This is a genomic window from Frigidibacter sp. MR17.14, from assembly GCF_037095735.1.
Taxonomy (GTDB): domain Bacteria; phylum Pseudomonadota; class Alphaproteobacteria; order Rhodobacterales; family Rhodobacteraceae; genus Frigidibacter.
Genome location: NZ_JBAWKD010000001.1, coordinates 325,550 through 349,904 on the forward strand (window position 1 = coordinate 325,550; position 24,355 = coordinate 349,904).

Genomic DNA, 24,355 nt, shown 5'->3' on the forward strand with positions numbered 1-24,355 from the left:
GGCGCCGTGAGCGGCCCCGCAACCGGCACCGTGCCGGTTCCGACCTCGCCGGGTCTTGTCATCCTTGCGCTGTCGATGGGCGGCTTCGCCATCGGCACCACCGAATTCGCCGCGATGGCGCTGGTGCCCTATTTCTCGCCCGCGCTTGGCATCACCGAGGCGCAGGCGAGCCAGGTGATCTCGGCCTATGCGCTGGGCGTGGTCGTCGGCGCGCCGCTGCTGGCGGTGCTTGGCGCGAAGATCTCGCGCCGGATCCTCTTGGTGCTGCTGATGGTGGCCTTCGGGGTCTTCAACGTGCTGTCGGCGCTGGCGCCCGATTTCCACTCGATGCTGCTGTTCCGCTTCATGTCCGGCCTGCCGCATGGCGCCTATTTCGGCGTGGCGGCGCTGGTCGCGGCCTCGGTCGTGCCGCCGAACCGGCGCTCTGCCGCGGTGGCGCGGATCCTCGTGGGACTGACGGTCGCGACGACGATCGGCGTGCCCTTCGCCAATGTGCTGGGCCAGACCGTGGGCTGGCGCTGGGGCTTCGGCATCGTGGGCGTGCTGGCGGCAATCACCGCGATCAGCGTGTTCCTGATGGCGCCCAAGGACCAGCCGAAGAAGGGCGTGAACCCGCTGTCGGAACTGGCCGCGCTGAAGAGCCGGCAGGTCTGGCTGACGCTGGCCACCGGCGCCGTGGGCTTCGGCGGCTTCTTCGCGGTCTATACCTACCTCGCCTCGACGCTGATCACGACGATGCAGGCCCCGCCCTCGGTGGTGCCGATCATGCTGATGGTGACCGGCGTCGGCATGACCGTCTTCACCTTCGTCGCCGGCTGGGCCGCCGATCGCAACCAGACCGCGGCGGGTTTCGCGAGCCTCATCCTGGGCGCGATCGTGCTGGCGCTGTATCCGGTGGCGACGGGCAGCCTGTGGACGCTGGGCCTGGCCGTCTTCTGCATGAGCGTGATCGGCGGGTTGTCGACGGTGCTGCAGACCCGGCTGATGGATGTGGCGGGCGAGGCGCAGCAACTGGCGGCGGCGCTGAACCACTCGGCCTTCAACGTGGCGAACGCGCTGGGGCCCTGGCTGGCTGCGCAGGCGATCTACGCGGGCTACGGGTTTGAATCCTCGGGCTATGTCGGCGCGGCGCTGAGCCTTGGCGGCCTCGCGATCTTCGCGGTGACGGTGCTGGACGCGAAGCGGACGCGCCGGCTGTAAGGCGAGGCTTCGTATGAGCGAACAGGGGCGCGTCCTGCGGGGCGCGCCCTATTCCGCTTCGGCGGCCAGAAGGGCGGCCAGCCCCTCGCGGTAGGTGGGATAGGCGAGCGTGAAGCCAAGCCGCTTCATCCGGTCGTTCCGGACGCGCTTGTTCTCCATGTAGAAGCTGCGCGCCATCGGGGTCATCTCGGCGGTGGCGAAATCGACGGCGGGGGGCAGCGGCAGGCCCAGCAGGGTCGCGGCATGGGCGATGACATCCTCGGGCGGGGCCGGGTCGTCGTCGCAGAGGTTGTAGGCGCTGCCGGGCGATGGCGCGGCGATCGAGGCCATCAGCGCCGTCGCGATGTCCTCGACATGGATGCGGCTGAAGACCTGCCCGGGCTTCAGGATCCGCCGGGCGGTGCCCTCGCGCACCTTCTCGAACGGGCCGCGGCCGGGGCCGTAGATCCCGGCAAGGCGGAAGATGTGCAGCGGCAGGGCGGCCTCGGCCGCGAGAGCGCGCCAGGCGGTTTCGGCCGCGACGCGCTGCGCGCCCCGGCGGGTGCTGGGCGTCAGGGGCGTGTCCTCGTCGACCCAGGCCCCGTCATGGTCGCCGTAGACGGCGGTGGTGGACAGATAGCCCAGCCAGTCGAGCCGCGCCCCGGCGAAGGCCGCGCGGTCGGCGGCCAGCAGCGGGTCGCCCGCCTCGCCCGGCGCCATCGACACGAGGACATGGGTGGCGCGGGCCAACAGCGGCGCAAGGTCGGTGCCGGGCCAGACCACGACATCCCAGCCCTGCGCCCGCAGCGCGGCGGCGTGCTCGGGCGTGCGGGTGGTGCCGGTGACGGTGCCGCCGGCGGCACGGACGCGGCGCGCGAGCGCCTGCGCGGTGTAGCCGTGGCCGAGGGTCAGAAGGTGCATCAGCTGCCGCCGTGATGGTCGCGGTCGAGATGGCCGAGGTCGCGCTCGGGCGCGATCACGTCGCGGACGCGGCCCTTCAGCGCCTTCACGTCCGGGAAGCCGCCGTCGCGCTTGCGTTCCCAGACCAGCGCCTCGCCGACATGGATCTCGAAGCGGCCGCCGTGGGAGGGGATCAGGGTGACGCCGCCCAGATCCTCGCCGAAGGTCGACAGCAGTTCCTGCGCCATCCAGCCCGCGCGCAGAAGCCAGTTGCACTGCGTGCAATAGGCGATGGTGACAAGCGGGCGGGCGGGGTCGGTCATCGGCGGCTCCTGGCGGGGTGACCGCAGCCTAGGCCACCGCCCGGGCCGGGGAAAGCGCCGTCTCGCCAAGGTGATGCAGAAGCGCACGCTCCGGTCGGGTCAGGCCGTCCTGCGGCGGGGCCGCGTCGAGCAGGGCGAGGCGCGCGGCAGGCTCGGCGTCCGTCAGGGCCAGCACCTGCGGGTGGATGTAGCTGTTGCGCGCGACCGTGGGGGTGTTGTGCAGGCGCGCCGCCGCAGCCTCTGACAAGGCGCGGATCGTGACGGGGCCGTCGGTCAGCGCCGCCTCCAGCGCCGCGACCGAGCCGTTCCAGGTGCGGAAGGTCTTGGCGGTGGCGCCCTCGTCCCCGACCAGCTCGGCCAGCCGCGCGTTCACCTGCTCGGACCCGACGGGGCGCGATCGGCCCGCGTCGTCGATCCAGCGGAACAGCGTCCGCCCCGGCAGGTCGTCGAGCGCGGACAGCACCCGGTTCAGCGTGCGGTCGGCGATCACCGCGCGCACCCGCTTGCCGCCCTTGGCGGTGTAGTCGAGGCTGAGCCGCTCGCCCGACAGCTTCAGGTGCCGCCGGCGCAGGGTGGTGGCGCCGAAGCTGCCGTTTTCGGCGGCATAGGCGGGGGTGCCGACGCGCAGCGACAGCCGGTCGATCATCCGCAGCACGGCGGCCACGGCAAACGCCTCATCGCCGGCCTCACCGCGCAGATCGCGGGCGATGGCGCGGCGGATCCGCGGCAGCGCCGCGCCGAAGCGGGCGAGCCCGTCGTATTTGCGCGCGGCGCGCAAGGTGGTCCAGTCGGGGTGGTAGCGGTACTGCTTGCGGGTGCGGGCATCGAAGCCGGTGGCCTGCAGATGGCCGTTCTCGCGCGGGCAGATCCAGACCCGATCATAGGCCGGGGGCACCGCCAGTGCCGCGATCCGCGCGCGCTCGGCCCGGTCGTCGATCGCGGTGCCGTCCGCCGCGAGATAGCGGAACCCGCGCCCGCAGCGCAGCCGCCGGATGCCGGGTTCACTGTCGGGATAATAGACGAGCCGCATGGCGAAATCCTCCACCGGCAAAACCCGGCCCCCGCCCCCGCGGTTCCGCCGGGCCGGGGCACCAGAGCGCGGGGGGGCGCGGGGGGGTGTCGCACGCCCCCCCGACCTTGCCTGCTGTCGCAACAAGGTCACTTGCGCCCGCCCCCGCCGCGCGCGAGATTTCGGCATGGAACATGCATCGATCAAAAGCTGGGCCGAGGCCGCACCGACGCTGGTGGCGGTGGCCATGGGGCGCGCGCCCGCGGATATGGTCATCCGCGGCGGCAAATGGGTCAACGTCCACTCGCGCGAGGTGCTCGACGGCCAGGACATCGCCGTGGCGATGGGCCGGGTGGCCTATGTCGGCCCCGACGCCGCACACTGCATCGGCGCGGACACGAAGATCATCGAGGCGCAGGGCCGCTTCATGATCCCCGGCCTCTGCGACGGGCACATGCATGTCGAAAGCGGCATGCTGACCCCGGCCGAATTTGCCGCCGCCGTGATCCCGCACGGCACCACCACCATGTTCACCGACCCGCACGAGATCGCCAACGTGCTGGGCCTCGAGGGCGTACGGATGATGCATGACGAGGCGCTGATGCAGCCCGTCAACATCTTCACGCAGATGCCCTCCTGCGCGCCCTCGGCGCCGGGGCTGGAGACGACGGGCTTCGAGATCTCGGCCGAGGACGTGGCCGAGGCGATGCAATGGCCGGGCATCATCGGCCTGGGCGAGATGATGAACTTCCCCGGCGTCGTCGCCGGCGACACCAAGATGCTGGAAGAGATCGCCGTCACCCAGCGCGCGGGCCGGACGGTGGGCGGGCATTACGCCTCGCCCGACCTCGGGCGGCCCTTCCACGCCTATGCCGCCGGCGGCCCCGCCGACGATCACGAGGGCACCTGCGAGGCCGATGCCATCGCGCGGGTCCGGCAGGGGATGCGGGCGATGCTGCGGCTGGGCTCGGCCTGGTACGACGTGAAGACGCAGATCACCGCGATTACCGAAAAGGGCCTTGATCCGCGCAACTTCATCCTGTGCACCGACGACTGCCATTCCGGCACGCTGGTGAACGAGGGCCACATGAACCGCGTGCTGCGCCATGCGATCGACTGCGGCTGCGACCCGCTGGTCGCGCTGCAGATGGCCACGATCAACACCGCCACCCACTTCGGGCTGGAACGCGAGCTGGGCTCGATCACGCCGGGGCGGAGGGCGGATGTTATCCTGACCTCGGACCTGCGGGCCCTGCCGATCGAGATGGTGATCGCCCGCGGCCGCGTCGTGGCCGAGGGCGGCAAGCTGACGGTGGACTGCCCGCATTACGACTGGCCCGAGCATGCCCGCGCCACGGTGCGGCTGGGCACCGAGCTGACCGACCGCGATTTCGAAATCCGCGCGCCCGAGGGCGCCAACAGCGTCACCGCGAAGGTGATCGGCGTGGTCGAGAACCAGGCGCCCACCAAGGCGCTGACCGCCGAGCTGGACGTTCACGACGGCATCGTCGGCCCCGACGAGGCGAAGGACGTGGCGCAGATCGCGCTGGTCGAGCGGCACCGCGGCACCGGCAAGGTGGTGAACGGCTTCGTGTCCGGCTTCGGCTACAAGGGGCCGATGGCGATGGCCTCGACCGTGGCGCATGACAGCCACCACATGATCGTCGTCGGCACCGACCGGGCGCTGATGGCGGCCGCAGCGATGCGGCTGGGCGAACTGGGCGGCGGGATCACCGTCTGGAAGGATGCGCGCGAAATCGCGAGCGTCGCCCTGCCGATCGCCGGGCTGATGAGCGACAGCCCCGCGGCCGAGGTCGCCGCCGCCGCCGAGCGGATGGTCGCCGCGATGGCCGACTGCGGCTGCACCCTGAACAACGCCTACATGCAGCACTCGCTGCTGGCGCTGGTCGTGATCCCGGAACTCAGGATCTCGGACCTTGGGCTGGTGGATGTGCGCAGCTTCAAGCTGACGGAGCTTTTTGAATGACCCGGATCGACCGCGCCCCCCGCATCCAGTCCCCCGCCGCGCGTCCCGGCGAAAGCTTCACCGATGCCGAGGCCGCCGTCGCCCGGCTGGAAGAGCTGTATGACGAGGCGACGGGCTTCCTGCGCGAGGGCTTCAACGGCGCCATCACCGGCGAGAAGCCCCCGGCCCGGCTGCGCGCCTTCTACCCCGAGGTCCGGATCACCACCGACAGCTACATGATGTCGGACTCGCGGCTGAGCTTCGGCCATGTCGCGGTGCCCGGCACCTACTCGGCCACGATCACCCGGCCCGGGCTGTTCCGGAACTACCTGATCCAGCAGCTGGGCCACCTGATCCGCAACCACGGAGTGCCGGTGACGGTGGGCCAGTCCTCGACGCCGATGCCGGTGCATTTCGCGGTGGCCGGGTCCAGCAGCATCGCCGTGCCGCAGGAGGGCGTGCTGGCCTTCAGCCTTCGCGATGTCTTCGACGTGCCGGATCTGGCGACGATGGACGACGACATCGTCAACGGCACCAACCTGTCCCATCCCGACGGATCGGGGCATCTGGCGCCCTTCACCGCGCAGCGGGTCGACTATTCGCTGGCCCGGCTTGCCCATTACACGGCGACGGACCCGGCGCATTTCCAGAACCACGTCCTTTTCACCAACTACCAGTTCTATGTCGACGAATTCGAGGCCTTCGCGCGGGCGGCGCTGGCCGACCCCTCGTCCGGCTACACCGGCTTCGTGGGGCCGGGGAACCTGCGGATGGATGCGGACGGGGTGCTGCAATCCCTGGGCAAGATGCCGCAGATGCCGGCCTATCACCTGATGCGCGAGGGCTCGCAGGGGATCACGCTGGTCAACATCGGAGTCGGCCCGTCCAATGCCAAGACCGCGACCGACCATATCGCGGTGCTCCGCCCCCATGCCTGGCTGATGGTCGGCCATTGCGCGGGTCTGCGCAATTCGCAGCAGTTGGGCGATTTCGTGCTGGCCCATGCCTATCTGCGCGAGGATCACGTTCTGGACGCGGACCTGCCGGTCTGGGTGCCGATCCCGGCGCTGGCCGAGATCCAGATCGCGCTGCAGGACGCGGTGGCCGAGGTGACGCAGCTCGAGGGCTACGAGCTGAAGCGGATCATGCGAACCGGCACCGTGGCCACCATCGACAACCGCAACTGGGAACTGCGCGACCAGTCGGGCCCGGTGCAGCGGCTGAGCCAGAGCCGCGCGGTCGCGCTCGACATGGAAAGCGCCACCATCGCGGCCAACGGATTCCGGTTCCGGGTGCCCTATGGCACGCTGCTGTGCGTGTCCGACAAGCCGCTGCATGGCGAGTTGAAGCTGCCCGGCATGGCCAGCGACTTTTACCGCACGCAGGTCAGCCGGCACCTGCAGATCGGGGTCCGCGCGATGGAGCGGTTGCGCGACATGCCGCTGGAACGGATCCACAGCCGCAAGTTGCGTAGCTTCGAAGAGACAGCCTTCCTGTGAAAACCGCCAAATACCGCTGTTTCCGATGGGGAATGGCGAAAACCCCTTGCCTTGCAGGGCCAAAACCTGTGATGGAGCTTGGGTGCCGGCAAAAGGCGGAAACATGACCCCGAACGGGGCAATGTGAGGAGATAGGACATGTCGAAACCGATGACGAAGACCGCTCTGGTTGCCGCCGTCGCCGAAGCCATGGGCTCGGACAAGAAAACCGCGACCGCCGCGCTGGACGCGATCTCGGACGTGGTCGCCAAGGAAGTCGCCGCCGGTGGCGCCGTGACCCTGCCGGGCATCGGCAAGGTGCTCTGCCGCGCCCGCCCCGAACGCCAGGTCCGCAACCCGGCCACTGGCGAGACCATGACCAAGCCGGCCGACAAGGTCGTGAAGGTCACCATCGCGAAAGCGCTGAAGGACGTCGTCAACGGCTGAGCCCGGTGACCGCCGGCCCTTGCGGCCGGCGTCCGACTGCTGCAAGGGTCGCATCGCGGAAGCGGTGCGACCCTTTCGCGTTTCCCCCCTGCGACGCATGGAGCGAGCGATGGACTTCCGCGCAATCCTCATGGGCCTGGCCTTCGCCTTCATGTGGTCTTCGGCCTTCGCCTCGGCGCGGATGATCGTGCATGACGCCCCGCCGCTCTGGGCGCTGGCGGCGCGGTTCCTTGTCTCCGGCATCGTCGCCTGCGGCATCGCCCGCGCGATGGGCGGCAGCTTGCGCATCGACCCGCGGCAGTGGCGGGCGGTGCTGATCTTCGGGATCTGCCAGAACGCGCTGTACCTGGGGCTGAATTTCGTCGCCATGCAGCATGTCGAGGCCTCGCTGGCCGCGATCATCGCCTCGACCATGCCGCTTCTGGTGGCCTCGCTGGGCTGGGCCGTCTTCGGCGACAAGGTGCGGCCGATGGGGCTGGCCGGGCTGGCCGCGGGCGTGATCGGCGTCGGCATCATCATGGGCGCGCGGCTGTCGGGCGGAGCGGACCCGGTCTCGGTCGGGCTGTGCGTGCTGGGGGCGTTGGCGCTGGCGATCGCCACGCTGACCGTGCGCGGCGCAAGCGGCGGCGGCAACCTGCTGATGGTGGTGGGGCTTCAGATGTTCGTGGGCTCGGCCGCGCTGGCGGTCGTCGCCGCGGCGACCGAGCCGCTGGTGGTGAACTGGAGCCTGCGGCTGGTGCTGGCCTTCCTCTACACCACGCTGATCCCGGGTGTGCTGGCGACCTGGGTCTGGTTCGTGCTGGTGGGTCGGATCGGCGCGGTGCGCGCGGCAACCTTCCACTTCCTGAACCCGTTCTTCGGCGTGCTGGTCGCGGCGGCGACCTTGGGCGAGCGGGTGGGCGTCAACGACGTGATCGGCGTCGCCGTGGTCGCGGCCGGCATCCTGGCGGTGCAGCTGTCGCGGCAGCCGCCCGCCGCCCCCGTCACGGATGCAGCAGCGCCAGCAGCGCCGAAAGCGTGAAGAAGGCGGTGATCGTCGCGCCCAGCTGCGCGATCGAGGCCATGCCCTCCTGCCCGTGCTCGCCCGCGAGGATCGCGTAGATCCCCAGCATCGGGACCGCGGCCGTGACGATCAGCCCCAGCTCCAGTCCTGTCCCCAGCGGGGGCAGGCCCAGCAGCGGGCCCGCCGCCAGCACCGCGAGCGCCGCCAGCGGCATCCCGAACAGCTTCATCGCCACGACGGTCGAGGCCAGCCGGACATTGCCGCGCAGCGGCAGGCCGACCAGAGACCCGCCGATGTAGAACAGCGCCAGCGCGCTCGAGGCGGCGGCGAACAGCGTCGCGAGCCGCGTCACCCCGACCGGCAGCGGCACGCCCAGCAGGTTCACCCCAAGCCCGATCAGCAGGAACAGGATCATCGGCCGGCGCAGCAGCCCCATCACGATCACCCGCAGCAGCAGCAGTGGCGAGACGCGCCCGCCGCTGCGCGACAGCTCCATCACCAGGATCGCGAGCGGCAGGACGAAGAAGTTCTCGACGATCAGGTTCAGCGTCAGGTAGGTGCCCGCGATATCCGGCGCGGCCAGCAGCATCACCGGATAGCCGACGTAGCCCGAATTCGCGCAGACCATGCCCAGAAGCCCGACCGCGCGCTTTTCGGCCCGCCAGCCGGCGAGCGTCATCACCAGGAAGCCCGCGACGCCGTTCAGCACCGCGACCAGCCCGTAGGACAGGGCGTAGCCGGCGTTGAAGACTTCGGTCAGTGGGCGCGAGGTGACGCCGGCGAAGATCAGCGCCGGCAGCGCGATGTTCACGACGAAGCGCCCGAAGACCGCCATCTCTGGCGGGGCGAAGAGCCCGCGGCGCGTGAGCAGGTAGCCAAGCGCGATGGTGGCGAAGATCGGGAAGGTGATGCCGAGCACAGCCAGCATCAGCAGGCCCGCGGCATGGGGGAGAGGCAAGGCAAGACAGCGTTCCGTCAGCGCGGGGCCGGCCACGGCGGCAGGCCCACGCCGCCTTTCTGACCCGCAGCCCGCGGCGGGGCAAGGCCGCCCGGGTCAGGGCCGGGTCGCACGGGCGAGGAGGCTGCCGGACTGCCCAAGTTCCGGGCAGCCTTGGGCCCCTGCCCCGTCGCGGTCAGCCGATGGCGCCGCGGACGCCGCCGGTCTGCTGGCGGTCGCGCAGCAGGTGGTCAGCGAGCACCAGTGCCATCATCGCCTCGCCCACCGGCACGGCGCGGATGCCGACGCAGGGGTCATGACGGCCCTTGGTGATCAGCTCGCGCTCCTGCCCGGTGGTGTCGATGGTGCGCCGCGGCGTCAGGATCGACGAGGTCGGCTTCACCGCGAAGCGGCAGACCACCTCCTGCCCGGTCGAGATGCCGCCAAGGATCCCGCCGGCGTGGTTCGACAGGTAGAGCGGCGCCCCGTCGTTGCCCATGCGGATCTCGTCGGCATTGGCGCTGCCGGTCAGTTCCGCCGCGGCCATGCCCTCGCCGATCTCGACGGCCTTCACCGCATTGATCGACATCATCGCCGCCGCCAGATCGCCATCGAGCTTGCCGTAGATCGGCGCGCCGAGGCCCGCGGGCACGCCCGAGGCCACCACCTCGATCACCGCGCCGACCGAGTCATGCGCCTTGCGCAGCCCGTCGAGGTACTCGGTCCAGACCGCCGCCGCCTGCGCGTCGGGGCACCAGAACGGGTTCTGCTCGATCTGGTCGGCATCGAAGCGGGCGCGGTCGATGCGATGCGGCCCGATCTGCGTCAGGTAGCCGGTGATCTTCACCCCCGGCGCCAGCGCGTCCAGCATCGCCCGCGCGACGCCGCCCGCCGCGACCCGTGCCGCGGTTTCCCGCGCGGACGAGCGCCCGCCGCCGCGATAGTCGCGGATCCCGTACTTCTGGTGATAGGTGATGTCGGCATGGCCCGGCCGGAAGCTCTGGGCGATGTCGCCGTAATCCTTCGAGCGCTGGTCGGTGTTCTCGATCATCAGCTGAATCGGGGTGCCGGTGGTGACGCCCTCGAACACGCCTGACAGGATCTTCACCGCGTCGGGTTCCTGACGCTGGGTGGTGAAGCGGTTCTGGCCGGGCTTGCGGCGGTCGAGCCAGTGCTGCAGCGCGGCCGGGTCCAGCGCGATGCCCGGCGGGCAGCCGTCGACGGTGGCGCCAAGCGCCGGCCCGTGGCTTTCGCCCCAGGTGGTCATGCGGAAGGCCTGGCCGAAGGTGTTGAAGCTCATGTCCGCTCTCCCGCATCGCTCGCGGGGTAGTCCCTAGCCTCCGCGGGCGCGTGGCTCAAGGGGAATGCGTGGTCCCTGTGCGCGGGCGCGCATTGACCGCGGCCGGGGCGCGCGTAGGTTTGCCCCTTCTCGCCGCCCTCTCCCCGGACCCCGCCATGCCCCCCTCCGCCTCTGCGGCCGCCGCCGCCACGGTTCCGACGCCCGCGCTCACGCCGGGCCTGACCCTGCTGCTGGCCACGGCCTGCGGCATGATCGCCGCCAATCTCTATTACGCCCAGCCGCTGGTCGCTCCGATCGCCGAAACCTTCGCGATCTCGCCGGCCGTGGCCGGGTTCATCGTCACCATGAGCCAGCTGGGCTACGGGCTGGGACTGCTGTTCCTCGTGCCGGTCGCCGACCTCGTCGAGAACCGGCGGCTGATCCTGTCGATCCTCGCGCTGGGCACGCTGGCGCTGCTGGGCGCGGCGCTGGCGGGATCGCAGGCGGGCTTCCTGACCGCGGCGCTGCTGATCGGGCTCGGCTCGGTCTCGGTGCAGGTGATCGTGCCCTATGCCGCGGCCCTCGCCCCCGAGGCGCAGCGCGGACAGGTCGTGGGCTCGGTGCTGAGCGGGCTGATGACCGGGATCATGCTGGCCCGCCCGGTGTCGAGCTTCCTCGCCGATGCCTTCGGCTGGCGCACGGTGTTCTGGGTCTCGGCCGCGGCGCTGGTGGTGCTGGCGGCGGTGATCCGGCTGAAGCTGCCGCAGCGCCACCCCGGCAGCGGCATCGGCTACGGCACCCTGCTGGCATCGATGGCACGGCTGGCCGCGACCCAGCCGGTGCTGCAGCGGCGGGTGATCTATCACGCGCTGCTCTTCGGGGCCTTCTCGCTGTTCTGGACGGTTGTGCCGTTGCACCTGGCGCGGGACTTCGGGCTCAGCCAGTCGGGGATCGCGCTCTTCGCGCTGGCGGGCGCCGCGGGGGCGGTGGCCGCGCCGATCGGCGGGCGGCTGGCGGACCGCGGCCATGGCACGGCGGCGGCGGTGGCCGCGCTGGCGATGGCCGTGGTCTCCTTCGCGATCGGGGCGGCGGCGACCGGGCCAAGCGGGCTCTGGATCGTGGTGCTGGTCGCGGCCGGGGTGCTTCTGGACTTCGGCGTTTCGCTGAACCTCGTGGTCAGCCAGCGCGCGATCTTCGGCCTTGGCGCGGATCTGCGCGGCAGGCTGAACGGCCTGTTCATGGCCGGATTTTTCATCGGGGGGGCCGCGGGATCGGCGCTTGGCGGCTGGTCCTGGTCCGCGGGCGGCTGGCCGCTCGCCTCGCTGATCGGTGGCGCGATGCCGGGCCTAGCGCTGCTGGCCTTCCTCGGCTTCCGCCTCGCGGGGGCGCGCGACTAGGGCGCCCGGGCGCAGGGGGGCGCGGGGGGGGGCGCGCCTCCCCCCGACCCTGTTCTGTCAGGCCTGCCGCTTGTGCTTGAGCGGCGCCCAGATCTTCTTGTTGGTCAGGTACAGCAGCACCGACAGCAGCCCAAGGAACAGGACCGCGACGAAGCCCACCTGCTTGCGGGCCATCATCTTCGGTTCGGCCGCCCACATCAGGAAGGTCGCCACGTCCTCGGCCATGTGGCTGACGTCGTTGGGCGAGCCGTCGGCGTATTCCACCTGGCCGTCGGTCAGGGGCGGCGGCATCGCGATCCAGCCGGTCGAGAAGGCGTGGTTCTCGTAGAAGGTGGTTCCGGCCTGGTCCATCGTCTCGCCGGTATAGCCGGTCAGAATCGCATGGATGTATTCCGGCCCGCCGATGCCGCGCAGCAGCTGGCTGATCCCGGTGCCGTAGGGCCCGTGGAAGGCCGCGCGGCCCTTGGCCATCAGCGACAGGTCCGGCGCGTTCGGCAAGGAGGAATGCGGGAAGTGGTCGGCCGGGACCCCTTCACGATCCTCGCCGGTTTCCGCATCGACCACGGTGAACTGGGTCGCATAGGCGCGGACCTGGTCCTCGGGCAGATGCGGCCCGCCCTCGTCCGCGAGCGAGCGGATCGGCACGAACTTCATGCCGTGGCAGGCGGCGCAGACCTCGGTATAGACCTGCAGCCCGCGTTGCAGCTGGTGTTCGTCGAACTTGCCGAACGGCCCCTCGAAGCTGAAGGACCAGTCCTCGATGTGGTGGCCGCCGGTCTCGGCAGCCGCCGCGGGCATCGCCAGCGCCAGCGCGGAGGCGGCGGCGAGGGTGAGAGTGCGCATGCTCATGATCGGTCCCCTCACTCGGCCGCGACGGTCTTGGCGGAGCCGTCCGCCGGGTAATGCGCCGCGAAGTCGTCCTCGATCGTGGCGGGGATCGGCAGCGGCTTCTCGATCACGCCCAGAAGCGGCAGGATCACCAGGAAGTAGACGAACCAGTAGGCGGCGGCGATCAGCGAGATCCAGGTGTAGATCCCCTCGGCCGGTTGCGCGCCGACCCACATCAGCACGACGAAATCGACGACCAGCAGCGCGAACCACCAGCGGAACATCGGCCGGTAGCGGCCCGAGCGCACCGAGGAGGTGTCGAGCCAGGGCACCAGCGCCATGACGACGATCGCCCCGAACATCGCGAGCACGCCGAAGAACTTCGCGTCGACGATGCCGAAGGTGATCCAGTTCACGAACATCACCAGCCAGACGTCCGAGGTGAACGCCCGCAGGATCGCGTAGAAGGGCAGGAAGTACCATTCCGGCACGATATGCGCGGGCGTCGAGAGCGGGTTCGCCTCGATGTAGTTGTCGGGGTGGCCGAGGTAGTTCGGCATGAAGCCCACGACCGCGAAGAAGATCGCCAGGATCACGGCCAGCGCGAACAGGTCCTTGATCACGAAGTAGGGCCAGAACGGCACAGTGTCCTTCTCGGCCTCGGCCTTCGAGCCGCGGCGGACCTCGACGCCCGTCGGGTTGTTGTTGCCCGTCGAGTGGAAGGCCCAGATGTGCACCGCTACCAGCGCCGCGATCACGAAGGGCAGCAGGTAGTGCAGCGAGAAGAAGCGGTTCAGCGTGGCGTTGTCGACCGCCGGGCCGCCCAGCAGCCAGGTCTGGATCGACGGGCCGATGCCCGGGATCGCGCCGAAGAGGCCGGTGATGACCGTGGCGCCCCAGAAGGACATCTGCCCCCAGGGCAGGACGTAGCCCATGAAGGCCGTGCCCATCATCGCGAGGTAGATCAGCATGCCCACGATCCAGGTCACTTCGCGCGGGGCCTTGTAGGACCCGTAGTAGAGACCGCGGAAGATGTGGATGTAGACGGCGAAGAAGAACAGCGACGCCCCGTTCGCATGCAGGTAGCGCAGCATGTAGCCGCCGTTCACGTCGCGCATGATGTGCTCGACCGACGAGAAGGCGAGGCTGACGTGCGGCGTGTAATGCATCACCAGCACGATGCCGGTGGCGATCTGCAGCACGAGGCAGAAGGTCAGGATGATGCCCCAGATCCACATCCAGTTGAGGTTCTTGGGCGTCGGGATCATCAGCGTGTCATAGACCAGCGCCACGATCGGCAGCCGCTTGTGCAGCCATTTCTCGGGGGCGGTCTTCGGTTCGTAATGATCGTGCGGGATACCGGCCATGCTTTCCTCCTCAGCCCAGCAGGATCGTCGTGTCGTCCGAGAAGGACGCGGTGGGCACCGGCAGGTTCTGCGGCGCGGGGCCTTTGCGGATGCGGCCGGCGGCATCGTAGTGCGAGCCGTGGCAGGGGCAGAACCACCCGCCGAAATCGCCCGCCCCGTCGCCGATCGGCACGCAGCCCAGATGGGTGCACACACCCATCATCACCAGCCATTCGCCGGCCTCGTCGAGCGTCCGGTTGGCATCCGTCGCCTGCGCATCGGCCGCCTTGTTGGCGTTGCGGGCGTTGGTGTCGACCAGCTGGCTCATCTCGACCGCGCGGGCGGAGTCGATGTCCTCCTGCGAGCGGCGGCGGATGAACACGGGTTTCCCACGCCACTTCACAGTCAGTTGAGTCCCCGTTTCCACGGCGCTCACATCGACGTAGATGGAGGCCAGGGCCTGCACGTCCGCCGAGGGGTTCATCTGGTTGACCAGCGTCCAGACGGCAGCGCCGGTCGCGACGGCACCGGTTCCGGCCGTCGCGTAGTAGAGAAAGTCGCGGCGGGTGCCTACGTGATCGTCTGCGTGGGACACGTGTAAACTCCTTCCCTAGCCGGAAGGCGTGCAGACGCGGGGGCGCACACCTCCCTCGTCTGCCGATATCGGCCCTCCATCCGGGGCCGGTTTTATCCGTGGATTCAAGGCCAGTCCAGCGTGCATTCCCCTTGAGGCTGCCCCTGCGGGAATTCGTCGCTGCGTCGTGGCGAATGTGTGTCGCAAAAACGTGATGACGCGACGATACTGCACCAGGACGCGATGCTCGGGAGGTGGCGTGGTTCGTTCCGTTCTTGGCCGGCTGGCCGCGGTGATGCGCGTCACGCAGGTGATTCTGCTGGTTCTTGCCCTCACCGTGGCGCTTGGCGACTGGCGCGCGTCCAAGGTGGGCGACCGGCTGCAGATCGCGCTGCCGCTGCTGGCGCTGGCCTGCCAGCCCTCGCCTTTCGCCGCGCAGGAATTCGTCCTGCGCTACGGGGCGATGTTTACGGCCGCCCATGGCACCAAGCGCGCCCTCGACGGGACGGAAATCAACCGCCGCCCCGATGGCGGGGCCAGCGGTTTCCCCTCGGCCCATACCTCGACGGCCGTGCTGGGGGCGAGCGCGCTGCTGCGCGACTGCCTGGTGCGCGCGCCGGTCGCGCAGGGGGTGGCGATCTTCGCCGCAACCTTCGTCGGCGCCTCGCGCATCGACGCCGGACGGCACGACATCTGGCAGGTCTTCGCCGGGGCGCTGCTGGGCCTTGGCAGCGACCGCCTGCTGCGCCGCGACGGCCCGGCGCGGGCCCGTGCGGTGGACATGGTGTGTGCTGCGCGCAACGCCGCGGTCCGGTTCCTGCGCCACCTGTGCACCGCGGGTCTTGCCGCGCCGGGGCGCCTCGCGGCAGCATGGCGATCACGGCGCTTGCGCGGCGCCGGCAAGGCCGGAGCTTGAGCGATGCGGATACTGCTTCCCCTGGCGCTGTCCGTCAGCCTGCTGCCCGCGGCGGCTCGGGCCGAGGTGACCCTTTCCTTCTATGGCGGCCTGCAGTCGGTCACCGGCAGCACGGTCGATGACAGCACGCTTGGCCGGCAGGGCATCGACTGGGACGGCAAGTCGACGGCGGTGCCCCCCTACTGGGGCGCCCGTGCGACCTGGTGGCGCGACGATGCCTGGGGCTTCGGGCTCGAGTTCAACCACGCCAAGGCCTATGCCGACAACAAGGCCGAGGCAGGTTATGACACGCTCGAGTTCACCGACGGGCTGAACTTCGCCACCGTCAACGCCTTCCGTCGCTGGCAGCAGCCGGGCCGGGCCTGGGCGCCCTATGTCGGCGCCGGCGTCGGCCTGTCGATCCCGCATGTCGAAGTGACGGCGGCGGGTTCGGACAATTCGACCTTCGGCTATCAGATCACCGGACCGGTGGTGCAGCTGGTCGCGGGCACCACCTGGGGCGTCAACGACCGCTGGGAGCTGTTCGGCGAGTGGAAGGGCGCCTGGTCGAAGCACGAGGCCGAGCTCGACGGCGGCGGCACGCTGAAGGCCGAGCTGATCACCAACGCGCTGAACCTCGGGATCAGCTACCGCTTCTGACCCCTGCCCTATTGCTTCGGCAGGGTCTGGACCATCGCGGGCCGGGTCGCGAAGCCCTCATACCACTCTGCCAGCGCCGGACGGCCGTCGCGCCAGCCGCGCTCGTCGAAGCGGAAGTCGAGATAGCCCAGCAGGCAGCCCAGCGCGATCGCCGGTGCATCCGCGCGCTCGGTCGGCATCGTGGGCAGCCAGCGCGCCTCGATCACGTCCAGACAGCGTGCGACCTTGGCCCAGTGGCCTTCGACCCAGGGCGCGAATCGCAGCTCTTCGGGGCGCAGGCGGCGTTCGTAGGACATCATCAGCGCCGCATCGAGCGCGCCCTCGACCGTCGATTCTATCACCAGCGCGTCCCAGAGCGCCTCGCCCTGCGGATAGAGCGTGCCGCCGGCCTGCGCGTCGATCCAGCGCAGGATCACCCGGCTGTCGTACAGCACCTTGCCCGGCGCGATCTCGAGCGCGGGCACCTTGCCGATCGGGTTCGCCTCGACCGGGGCCTGGCTCGAATCGACGGGGGTGCCAGAACCCGACACCAGCTCGACCCGGTCGATCAGCCCGGTCTCGACGAGCGCGACCATGATCTTGCGGACGAAGGGCGACAGCGGCGAGTGGTAAAGGCGCATGGTTGGCTCCGGCGTTTCGGTTCGGCCCGGACCCTGACCCGTCATGCAGCGAGTGTCCAGCCGCGGCGTCCTCAGGCGGAAAGGCGCCCGCCCTGATGGCCCCGGATCGTCAGATCGAGGATCGTGCCCTCGGGCTGGTCGGTGTCGAAGGCGACCTCGGTGAACTGCTCGGTCCGCCCGAGGCGCGGGCCTTCGGTCAGCACACGGTGACTGCGGCCGACCTGCGCGGCCAGATGGCGCTGCAGCGCCGTATCGCCCGCGGCGCGCAGCCGCGCGGCGCGGTCCTTGATCGCGGGGCCCTTCACCTGCGGCATCCGCGCCGCGGGCGTGCCCTTGCGGGGGCTGTAGGGGAAGACGTGCAGGAAGGTCAGGTCGCAATCGGTCACGAGCTTCAGCGAGTTGTCGAACATCGCCTCGGTTTCCGTGGGGAAGCCGGCGATGATGTCGGCGCCGAAGATCATGTCGGGGCGCAGCTTCCGCGCCTCTTCGCAGAAGGCGATGGCATCGTCGCGCAGATGGCGGCGCTTCATTCGCTTCAGGATCATGTCGTCGCCGGCCTGCAGGCTCAGGTGCAGATGCGGCATCAGCCGCGGCTCGGTCGCGATCGCCTGCATCAGGTTCTCGTCCGCCTCGATCGAATCGATGGACGAGATCCGCAGGCGGGCAAGGTCCGGCACCAGCTTCAGGATCCGCATCACCAGATCGCCCAGCCGCGGCGTGGCCGGCAGGTCGGCGCCCCAGCTGGTCAGGTCGACGCCGGTCAGCACCACCTCGTTGAAGCCCTTGTCGACAAGGCGCTTGATCTGCTCGACCACCACCCCCGCCGGGACGGAGCGCGAATTGCCGCGGCCGAAGGGGATGATGCAGAAGGTGCAGCGGTGGTCGCAGCCGTTCTGCACCTGCACATAGGCGCGGTGACGGCCGAAGCCGTCGATCAGGTGGCCGGCGGTCTCTTTCACCGACATGATGTCGTCGACGCGGATCTTTTCCGTCTCGCCGATCAAATCGGCGCCGGCCGTGCTGAAATCAGGGCTGCGGAATTCACGCCCGAGTTCCGCCCATGTGTCGGCCAGCATCTTTTCGTGATTGCCGATGATCCGCGTGACCTCGGGCATCCCGGCGAAAGTTTCGGGCTCGGTCTGCGCGGCGCAGCCGGTGACGATGACCGGCGCGCCGGGATTTTCGCGGGCAAGGCGGCGGATCTCCTGCTTGGCCTTGCGCACGGCTTCCGCCGTGACGGCGCAGGTGTTGACGACCACCGCGCCGGGCAGGCCGGCGGCGGCGGACAGCTCGCGCATCGCCTCGGTCTCGTAGGCGTTCAGGCGACAGCCGAGCGTCGCGAAGACCGGGGGTTTCGCGTCCATGCTCACGCGTCCACGCTGGCAAGGAAGGCGGGGCTGAGCACGCCGTCGAACACATGCGCGGTCGGGCCGGTCATCCAGACGCCATCCTCGCGCCAGTCGATCTCCAGCAGGCCGCCATCGACCTCGACCTCGACCCGCCGGCCGGTCAGCCCGCGCAGATGCGCGGCGACGGCGGTGGCGCAGGTGCCCGACCCGCAGGCGAGCGTGATGCCCGCACCGCGTTCCCAGACCCGCATCCGCAGCCGGTCCGGCCCGACGAGGCTGGCGAATTCGACATTCGTCGCCTCGGGGAAAAGCGCGTGATGCTCGATGGAAGCGCCCCAGCCCGCGACATCGACCGCCCCGGCATCGGCGACGAAGAAGATGCAATGCGGATTGCCCATGCCGACGGCGACCGGATCGCCGTCGATCGGCAGGTGCAGCACGTCGTTGACGGGCACGAGCGGGATCTGCGCGGGCTCGAGCATCGGCGGCCCCATGTTCACGCTGACCAGCCCGTCGGGGCGGCGCAGAGCGTGCAGGATGCCGCGCGAGGTGCGCAGGCTGGTGCTGTCGGCGCCGCTTTCGCGCATCATGTAATCGCTGACGCAGCGGGTGGCATTGCCGCAGGCGCCGGCCTCGGACCCGTCCGAGTTCAGGAACTGCAGCCGGAAATCCGCGTCCTCGGCAGGGTGAATCACCGCGAGCTGGTCGAAGCCCACGCCGCGGTTGCGATCCGCCAGCGCGCACGCCAAGGCGGCCGTCACCGGCTGGGCGGTGCGGCGGGCGTCGATCACGACGAAATCGTTGCCGGCGCCGTGCATCTTCATGAACGGCAGCCCTGCGGGGGCGCGAGAGTCTCTCATGCCGCGCGATATACGCCTGCCGCGAAGATTTTGCCAGCCTTCGCACTTTTTCTCGGGTTTGCCGCTTGACCCCACCCGCCACTCCCCTTAGAGAGCCCCCCACGAGATGGGCCCGTAGCTCAGCTGGTAGAGCAACTGACTTTTAATCAGTGGGTCACAGGTTCGAACCCTGTCGGGCTCACCATTTCGTCCCTAAAGGCCGCAGGCGGAAACGCCTGCGGCCTTTGAGTTTTTCGGTCATGCTGCTGCGCGGCGAAGCCGGTCGCGACGCTCAGCGGGCGGGGACGGCCCCGGGCGCCGAGACCAGCCCGTCCAGCGCCGAGACCAGTTCGGCCGCCTCGCGGCAGACGATCGCGCCCGCCTCGGCCAGTTCGGCCCCCACGTCGACAGGCAGCGAGGAATTCGAGCCCTCCGGGATCTGGTTCAGCCGCCCACCGATCAGCACCGGCAGGTCGAGCCCCTCGCGCGCCAAAGCGGCACGCAGCGCACGGTAATAGCTGAGCGCGACACCGTTGTAGGTGCTTATCGCGATCGCCGCCGGGCGCTCGGCCGCGGCAAGGCGGGCCAGCCTGTCGGGGTCGGTCGAGACCCCGCCCTCCAGCGGATGCGCGCCGATCCGCGCTGCCATGTGCTCGATCAGCATCTTGCCGTGCTCGTGCACATCCGAGGTCGCGACCATCACCCGCGGCGCCGCCGCCCGGACCCGGGCGACCGCCGCCGGCTCTGCCCCGGCAAGCGCGGCCTCGGCCAGTTCGGCGATCTCGTCCAGGACCGTGGCCGGGAACAGCGCGATCCGCCCGCCGGGCGCCGCCGGGTCTTCGGCCCCTGCCCCGAAATCGCGTTCGAGCCTGCGGGCCCCAAGCCGGCGCAGGGCCAGAAGCATCTCGAAGACCGAGGCCGTGTCGACGCCCATTTCCGCCAGCCCGGCCATGACGCGGTCGCGGAAGCGCCGCCCACCGACAAGGATCCGCGCCGCCAGCGCATCGACCGCCGCCTCGTCGATCAGCGGTGCAAGCCCCGGCGCGTGGCGGATCAGCGCGCCGGCGAAAAGCTGCGCCTCGATCACTTCGTCGATCTCGGGGATGCGCTGGTTCTCGGTCACCGGCACGGCGTTGATCGCGTGGCCGGTGGGCCGGGTGCGCTGGCCATGGGCATCGACCGCCAGATAGGCGGCGAGCCCCGCCCAGTTCTCGGCCGGGGTGCCACGGTACGCGGTGGTGTTGCCGTAGATCATCGCCCCCGGCGCGGCCCCAGCAAGGTGCATCGCGCGCTGGAAGGCCAGCCGCATCATCGGGTCCGAGAAGTGGTGGCCGAAGCAATGCGCGGCCTTGGCGCCCACCAGCCCCTCGATCACCTCGCGCTCGATCAGGATCATGCCAAGGCAGGACGCAAGATCGGTGAACTGCGCCGCGAATCCGTCGTCGATGTTGGAATGCACGAGGATCGGCACCGGCTGCGCGGCGATCAGGCCCAGCGCCTTCACCGTCTCGGCCGTCGCCTCGAGGTCGTCGTCGTGACCGGGGACGCGGAAGGTGAAATACTGGCCAAGGTTGCCGATCGCCGTCGAGCCGGCGGCAAGCGCGGCCTTGGTGTTCTCGAAGGCTGCCGGAAAGCCCAGCACGAAGTCGCCGAAATGCGCGGCGACCGGCGCGGCATTGGCGAGCGCGGCGAATTCCTCGGGCCCGTCCAGGATCATGCCGGTGCCGCGCAGCCCCTTCGCGCGGATCGCGCGCGGCAGCGCCATCGACCAGTCGAGACACAGCCCGTAGCGCGACACCGAGATGCCGCGCGCGGCGCAGGCCTCCCAGATCTCGCGATAGGCGCGCAGGCTCTTGCCCGGGTCGCGATAGCCGATCTGCGCATGCTGCGTCACCGCGCCCTCGGCCATCCGCGCCAGCTTGAAGGCATGTTCCGATGCCGCGCCGACATGGGACAGGAAGGCCGAGGGGCCAAGCCGCCAGTCCCGCGCGGCGGCGCGTCCCTCTGCCAGCAGGGACGCCGAGTCCGGCAGCGCGGGTTCGGGGAAAAGCGTGGCGCGGTCCATCGCTCAGGCGCTCGTCAGAAGCTGGGGCATGTCCGAATGCAGCTGCGGCGGCCAGTGGTGGCCCCGCTGGCTGGACAGGTCGCGATTGCGCCGCGGCCCGGCCTCGCGCGCGGGCAGGCCGGTCAGCCGCCCCTCGATCAGCCAGTCGAGGTCGCTGCCGTACAGCTCGGACACCAGCAGGTCGGTGAGCCGATCGAGCACCCCAGCGCAGGCCGGATCGCCCGACAGGTCGCCGGCCTCGTCCGGGTCTTCCTCAAGGTCGAACAGCTGCCGGACATTGCCGACCGGGTAGTAGATCAGCTTGTGCCGCGCATCGCGGACCATCCGGGTGGCCGCGGCATCGGTGCCGAATTCGCCGTAGACATGCGGCCGCGGCGCGCCCGAGACCATCGAGCGGCCATCGCAGCCCTGCGGCGGCGCGATCCCGGCCAGATCGAGCAGCGTCGGCATGACATCGGCCAGCGTCACCAGCCGGTCATCCACCGCACCGACCCCGATCCCCCGGTCGCGCGGCCGCCCCAGCAGGATCATCGGCACCCCCGCCGCCCCCTGATAGAACAGGCTCTTCGCCCATAGCCCGTGGTCACCCAGCATGTCGCCGTGATCCGAGGTGAAGAGGATAATGGTGTTGTCGAGCAGCATCTCTTCGCGCAGCGTGCCGATCACCAGCCGGATCTGGTGGTCGATATGGGTGCAGAGCGCGTAGAAGGCGCGCCGGATCGCCGCCACCTGCGCCTCGGAATATTTCTCGCCCCGCGCGCGCTTCGAGGCGACGGCAAAGGGCAGCGGCTGGGTCGCGGACCAGTCGTCGCCCCGCGCGGCATCGATCGGGATGTCGCGGTAAAGATCCAGATAGGCCTGCAGCGGCACCAGCGGCGGATGCGGATGCCGATAGGACAGGTACCAGAACCCCGGGCGCGTCGGGTCGCGGCGCTTGATCTGGCGGATCATCGCCTGTGTCGCCCAGTTGGTGACATGCAGCGCCTCGGCCATGTGCCACGGCCGGTGGACGTAGCCGTCGGTGCTCATCCCGTGGTCGAACTGCTGGCCGGGATGGCCGCGGTCGCCGAGGAAGATCTCGTAGTCGTCCATCACCCCGTATTGCGCCCGCCCCTCTTCATCCAGATGGACGTCATCGAAGCCGATGCGGTCGCGCTGCGGGAAGACATGCAGCTTGCCCACCGCCTGCGTCTGGTAACCCGCGGCCGAGAAGCTGGCGGCCAGCGTCTCGGGCGGCATCGCCATCTGGTCGTCATAGACCCGGTCGCCATGCCGGCGCGGCGAGGCGCCGGTCATCAGCGAGCGCCGCGCCGGCACGCAGATCGGGCATTCGCTGGTCGCGTTCGGATAGCGCGTGCCGTTGCGGCACAGCTCGTCCAGCGTCGGGGTCTGCACTGCCGGATGCCCTGCCGCCCCCAGCAGATGCGCGGGCCACTGGTCGGTGGTGATCAGCAGGAAATTCGGTCTGTCGCTCATTGCTCGGGCTCCGCTGGCCGGCCCGTCCGCGGGCCCTGTGTCGCCTCGCGGGCGCGCATGAAATCCTGTGTGCGGCCGAACCCGCGCAGCATGTGCTCGCGGATCTCGGCCTCCATCGCGGCGAAATCATCGCCCAGCGCGCAGCGCAGGTAGTCCAGATGCCCCTCGGGCTTCGGACCACGCCGGCCATGCGCGCGGTGATGTGCCGCCCAATAGAGTTGCAGCTTGCCGCGCAGCCCGTTCCAGACGCTCAGCAGCAGCGAATGACCGGCGGCCTCGTAGACGAAGGAGTGCAGCGCCAGTTCGTGCTGGATGCTGGCCTCGTCGTCGCCGCTGTCGATCGAGGCCAGCAGCTGCTCGTGCCGGCGCGTCAGCTCTTGCGCGAAGGCCGCGTCGCGCCGGTCCCAGACCTGCTGGAAGGCGAAGATCTCGAGCTGGGTGCGGAGCGAGAAGATCTCGTCGACCTCGGTCGGCGACAGATCCGCAACATGGGTGCCGGTGAAGGGGATCGAGACCAGCAGCCCCTCTTGGATCAGCACGCCCAGCGCCTCGCGCAGCGGGCCACGGCTGACGCCGAAACGGCCCGCAAGCTCGGCCTCGCTGATCCGGGCGCCCGGCTGCAGCGCGCCCGAGATGATCGAACTGCGCAGCGCCTCGAGGATCTGGTCGCGATAGGTGCGCCGCTTCAGGGTCCAGCCCGGGGCGCTGCCGCCCTCCACCACGTCCATGCGCCACCTGCCCGCTTTTTCACCGCCGCGCCGCGGCCAATCCCGAATTTCAAGGACCGTCGGCGAATTGTGTTGATTGCAGATGGTCGGCGGTCGATTGTCAACAAAGATCGCCGCCACAGAGACCGCGCGACCGGCCGGTGCCGAAAGAAAGCGCACACCGCAGACAGGGAAGCAGAGAGATGATCACCAGACGCAGCCTCATCGGAACCGCCGTCGCCGCCTCGGCCCTCGTCGCGGGGGCCGGCATCGCGCTGGCCGAAACCGCGCTGGACAGTGTGAAGGCGAGCGGCAGCCTGCGCGTCGGCGTCACGCCGGCGGACCCGTGGTTCTTCAAGGACCCGATCGCGGGCGACTGGTCCGGCGTCGGGGTCGAGATGGGCAAGGCCATGGCCGAAAAGCTGGGCGTCACCTTCGAGCCGGTCGAGACCACCTGGGGCAATTCCGTCGCCGCGATCCAGGCCGGCCAGATCGACGTGATGTTCGTGCTCGACGCCACGGACGAGCGGCGCAAGGCGATCGACTTCCCCGAGGCGCCGCTTTTCTACTACGCCATGGGCGCGCTCATCCAGGACGGGATGGAGGTAAAGACCTGGGAGGACCTCAACAAGGAGGGCACCACGGTCGGCGTCACGCTGGGCACGACCGTCGACAAGCTGCTGACCGAAAAGCTCGCCAAGGCGAAGATCGAGCGCTTCGCCTCGAACGACGAGGCGGTGGCGGCCTTCGTGTCGCGCCGGGTCGATGCCGTGTCGCAGTTCCACCCGGCGCTGATCGTGCAGGTCAGCCGGATCGGCACCGGCAAGGTGGTCCTGCCCGAAGAGATCCACGCGGTCCCGACCTCGGTCGGGCTGCCCAAGGCGGCGGATCCCTCGTTCAAGGACTGGGTCAGCGACTTCATCGCCACCGCCTATGGCGACGGCACCACCAAGTCGATCTTCGAAGGCTACATCCGCACCAAGGGCATCGACCCGGCGACGGTGCCCGGCCTCGTGAAGGAAGACTGGATCTGACCGGCGCGACGCGCCCCCATCCGGGGGCGCGCGCCCGGCGTCCG

The 24,355-nt window shown here is 69.9% G+C and carries 23 protein-coding genes and 1 tRNA gene; 10 read left to right on the plus strand and 14 right to left on the minus strand.

What is annotated here, in order from left to right; genetic code table 11:
- Window positions 1–6 precede the first annotated feature (6 nt).
- Complete coding sequence (locus tag V8J36_RS01490) at window positions 7–1,200, plus strand: MFS transporter (RefSeq protein ID WP_336465481.1); 1,194 nt, start codon at window positions 7–9, stop codon at window positions 1,198–1,200.
- Window positions 1,201–1,248: 48 nt separating this feature from the next.
- Here V8J36_RS01490 and V8J36_RS01495 read toward each other — a convergent pair whose 3' ends face one another.
- From V8J36_RS01495 to V8J36_RS01505, 3 genes are read right to left on the minus strand one after another with little or no spacing between them, the layout of a single operon-like run.
- Entirely contained in the window at window positions 1,249–2,100 is an 852-nt protein-coding gene (locus V8J36_RS01495; RefSeq protein ID WP_442902450.1) for an SDR family oxidoreductase, read from the minus strand.
- On the minus strand, window positions 2,100–2,402 hold the full coding sequence (locus tag V8J36_RS01500) for a SelT/SelW/SelH family protein (protein ID WP_336465482.1): 303 nt from the start codon (window positions 2,400–2,402) through the stop codon (window positions 2,100–2,102). Before V8J36_RS01500 ends, V8J36_RS01495 begins: the two co-directional genes overlap by 1 nt.
- Before the next feature lie 28 nt (window positions 2,403–2,430).
- Window positions 2,431–3,432, minus strand: a complete 1,002-nt coding sequence (locus tag V8J36_RS01505; RefSeq protein ID WP_336465483.1) for a DNA topoisomerase IB — start codon at window positions 3,430–3,432, stop codon at window positions 2,431–2,433.
- A 166-nt stretch (window positions 3,433–3,598) separates the two neighbouring features.
- On the opposite strand from V8J36_RS01505, the gene V8J36_RS01510 reads away from it, so the two are divergent.
- The 4 genes from V8J36_RS01510 to V8J36_RS01525 all read left to right on the plus strand — a co-directional run bounded on the left by V8J36_RS01510 (window position 3,599) and on the right by V8J36_RS01525 (window position 8,323).
- Complete coding sequence (locus V8J36_RS01510; protein WP_336465484.1) at window positions 3,599–5,398, plus strand: adenine deaminase; 1,800 nt, start codon at window positions 3,599–3,601, stop codon at window positions 5,396–5,398.
- Complete coding sequence (locus V8J36_RS01515) at window positions 5,395–6,876, plus strand: AMP nucleosidase (protein WP_336465485.1); 1,482 nt, start codon at window positions 5,395–5,397, stop codon at window positions 6,874–6,876. The genes V8J36_RS01510 and V8J36_RS01515 overlap by 4 nt, the downstream gene beginning before the upstream one ends.
- A gap of 138 nt (window positions 6,877–7,014) precedes the next feature.
- Complete coding sequence (locus V8J36_RS01520; RefSeq protein WP_336465486.1) at window positions 7,015–7,302, plus strand: HU family DNA-binding protein; 288 nt, start codon at window positions 7,015–7,017, stop codon at window positions 7,300–7,302.
- Window positions 7,303–7,411: 109 nt separating this feature from the next.
- Window positions 7,412–8,323: a DMT family transporter gene (locus V8J36_RS01525; RefSeq protein WP_336465487.1), complete on the plus strand. Its 912-nt coding sequence runs from the start codon at window positions 7,412–7,414 to the stop codon at window positions 8,321–8,323.
- Here the strand turns inward: V8J36_RS01525 and V8J36_RS01530 are convergent.
- On the minus strand, window positions 8,286–9,233 hold the full coding sequence (locus V8J36_RS01530; RefSeq protein ID WP_336465488.1) for an AEC family transporter: 948 nt from the start codon (window positions 9,231–9,233) through the stop codon (window positions 8,286–8,288). The two genes, V8J36_RS01525 and V8J36_RS01530, sit on opposite strands and share 38 nt — an antisense overlap.
- Window positions 9,234–9,438: 205 nt before the next feature.
- The gene (aroC, locus tag V8J36_RS01535) at window positions 9,439–10,542 is read right to left on the minus strand and encodes a chorismate synthase (RefSeq protein ID WP_336465489.1); all 1,104 of its coding nucleotides are present in this window, start codon (window positions 10,540–10,542) and stop codon (window positions 9,439–9,441) included.
- Between the two features lie 155 nt (window positions 10,543–10,697).
- Between aroC and V8J36_RS01540 the strand changes: the two genes are divergently transcribed.
- Window positions 10,698–11,918 carry an MFS transporter gene (locus tag V8J36_RS01540; RefSeq protein ID WP_336465490.1) on the plus strand — a complete coding sequence of 407 codons (1,221 nt, stop codon included), beginning with the start codon at window positions 10,698–10,700 and terminating at the stop codon, window positions 11,916–11,918.
- A gap of 57 nt (window positions 11,919–11,975) precedes the next feature.
- Here the strand turns inward: V8J36_RS01540 and V8J36_RS01545 are convergent, their stop codons facing one another.
- The 3 genes from V8J36_RS01545 to petA are packed head-to-tail and all read right to left on the minus strand — an operon-like array spanning window position 11,976 to window position 14,687.
- Entirely contained in the window at window positions 11,976–12,761 is a 786-nt protein-coding gene (locus V8J36_RS01545) for a cytochrome c1 (RefSeq protein ID WP_442902460.1), read from the minus strand.
- Window positions 12,762–12,778: 17 nt separating this feature from the next.
- Window positions 12,779–14,113, minus strand: coding sequence for a cytochrome b (petB, locus tag V8J36_RS01550; RefSeq protein ID WP_336465492.1), 1,335 nt, complete (start codon window positions 14,111–14,113; stop codon window positions 12,779–12,781).
- Window positions 14,114–14,123: 10 nt separating this feature from the next.
- Window positions 14,124–14,687: a ubiquinol-cytochrome c reductase iron-sulfur subunit gene (petA, locus tag V8J36_RS01555; RefSeq protein WP_336465493.1), complete on the minus strand. Its 564-nt coding sequence runs from the start codon at window positions 14,685–14,687 to the stop codon at window positions 14,124–14,126.
- Window positions 14,688–14,925: 238 nt separating this feature from the next.
- On the opposite strand from petA, the gene V8J36_RS01560 reads away from it, so the two are divergent.
- Entirely contained in the window at window positions 14,926–15,582 is a 657-nt protein-coding gene (locus V8J36_RS01560; RefSeq protein WP_336465494.1) for a phosphatase PAP2 family protein, read from the plus strand.
- A 3-nt stretch (window positions 15,583–15,585) separates the two neighbouring features.
- Window positions 15,586–16,221 carry an outer membrane beta-barrel protein gene (locus V8J36_RS01565; protein WP_336465495.1) on the plus strand — a complete coding sequence of 212 codons (636 nt, stop codon included), beginning with the start codon at window positions 15,586–15,588 and terminating at the stop codon, window positions 16,219–16,221.
- 8 nt (window positions 16,222–16,229) lie between these two features.
- Here V8J36_RS01565 and V8J36_RS01570 read toward each other — a convergent pair whose 3' ends face one another.
- The 3 genes from V8J36_RS01570 to dapF form a co-directional block, all read right to left on the minus strand.
- Window positions 16,230–16,841 carry a glutathione S-transferase family protein gene (locus tag V8J36_RS01570; protein ID WP_336465496.1) on the minus strand — a complete coding sequence of 204 codons (612 nt, stop codon included), beginning with the start codon at window positions 16,839–16,841 and terminating at the stop codon, window positions 16,230–16,232.
- Between the two features lie 71 nt (window positions 16,842–16,912).
- A complete protein-coding gene (mtaB, locus tag V8J36_RS01575; protein WP_336465497.1) occupies window positions 16,913–18,205 on the minus strand; it encodes a tRNA (N(6)-L-threonylcarbamoyladenosine(37)-C(2))-methylthiotransferase MtaB in 1,293 nt (430 codons plus the stop codon).
- A gap of 2 nt (window positions 18,206–18,207) precedes the next feature.
- Complete coding sequence (gene dapF, locus V8J36_RS01580) at window positions 18,208–19,050, minus strand: diaminopimelate epimerase (RefSeq protein ID WP_336465498.1); 843 nt, start codon at window positions 19,048–19,050, stop codon at window positions 18,208–18,210.
- A 108-nt stretch (window positions 19,051–19,158) separates the two neighbouring features.
- On the opposite strand from dapF, the gene V8J36_RS01585 reads away from it, so the two are divergent.
- Window positions 19,159–19,234: transfer RNA gene (locus V8J36_RS01585), tRNA-Lys, on the plus strand.
- A gap of 87 nt (window positions 19,235–19,321) precedes the next feature.
- Here V8J36_RS01585 and V8J36_RS01590 read toward each other — a convergent pair.
- From V8J36_RS01590 to V8J36_RS01600, 3 genes are read right to left on the minus strand one after another with little or no spacing between them, the layout of a single operon-like run.
- Entirely contained in the window at window positions 19,322–21,094 is a 1,773-nt protein-coding gene (locus V8J36_RS01590) for a hypothetical protein (protein ID WP_336465499.1), read from the minus strand.
- 3 nt (window positions 21,095–21,097) lie between these two features.
- Complete coding sequence (locus V8J36_RS01595) at window positions 21,098–22,570, minus strand: sulfatase-like hydrolase/transferase (RefSeq protein ID WP_336465500.1); 1,473 nt, start codon at window positions 22,568–22,570, stop codon at window positions 21,098–21,100.
- Window positions 22,567–23,298 (minus strand): GntR family transcriptional regulator, encoded by a 732-nt coding sequence (locus V8J36_RS01600; RefSeq protein ID WP_336465501.1) that lies wholly within the window; start codon window positions 23,296–23,298, stop codon window positions 22,567–22,569. The genes V8J36_RS01595 and V8J36_RS01600 overlap by 4 nt, the downstream gene beginning before the upstream one ends.
- Before the next feature lie 182 nt (window positions 23,299–23,480).
- Between V8J36_RS01600 and V8J36_RS01605 the strand changes: the two genes are divergently transcribed.
- Window positions 23,481–24,311 carry a transporter substrate-binding domain-containing protein gene (locus tag V8J36_RS01605; RefSeq protein WP_336465502.1) on the plus strand — a complete coding sequence of 277 codons (831 nt, stop codon included), beginning with the start codon at window positions 23,481–23,483 and terminating at the stop codon, window positions 24,309–24,311.
- Window positions 24,312–24,355: the final 44 nt, after the last annotated feature.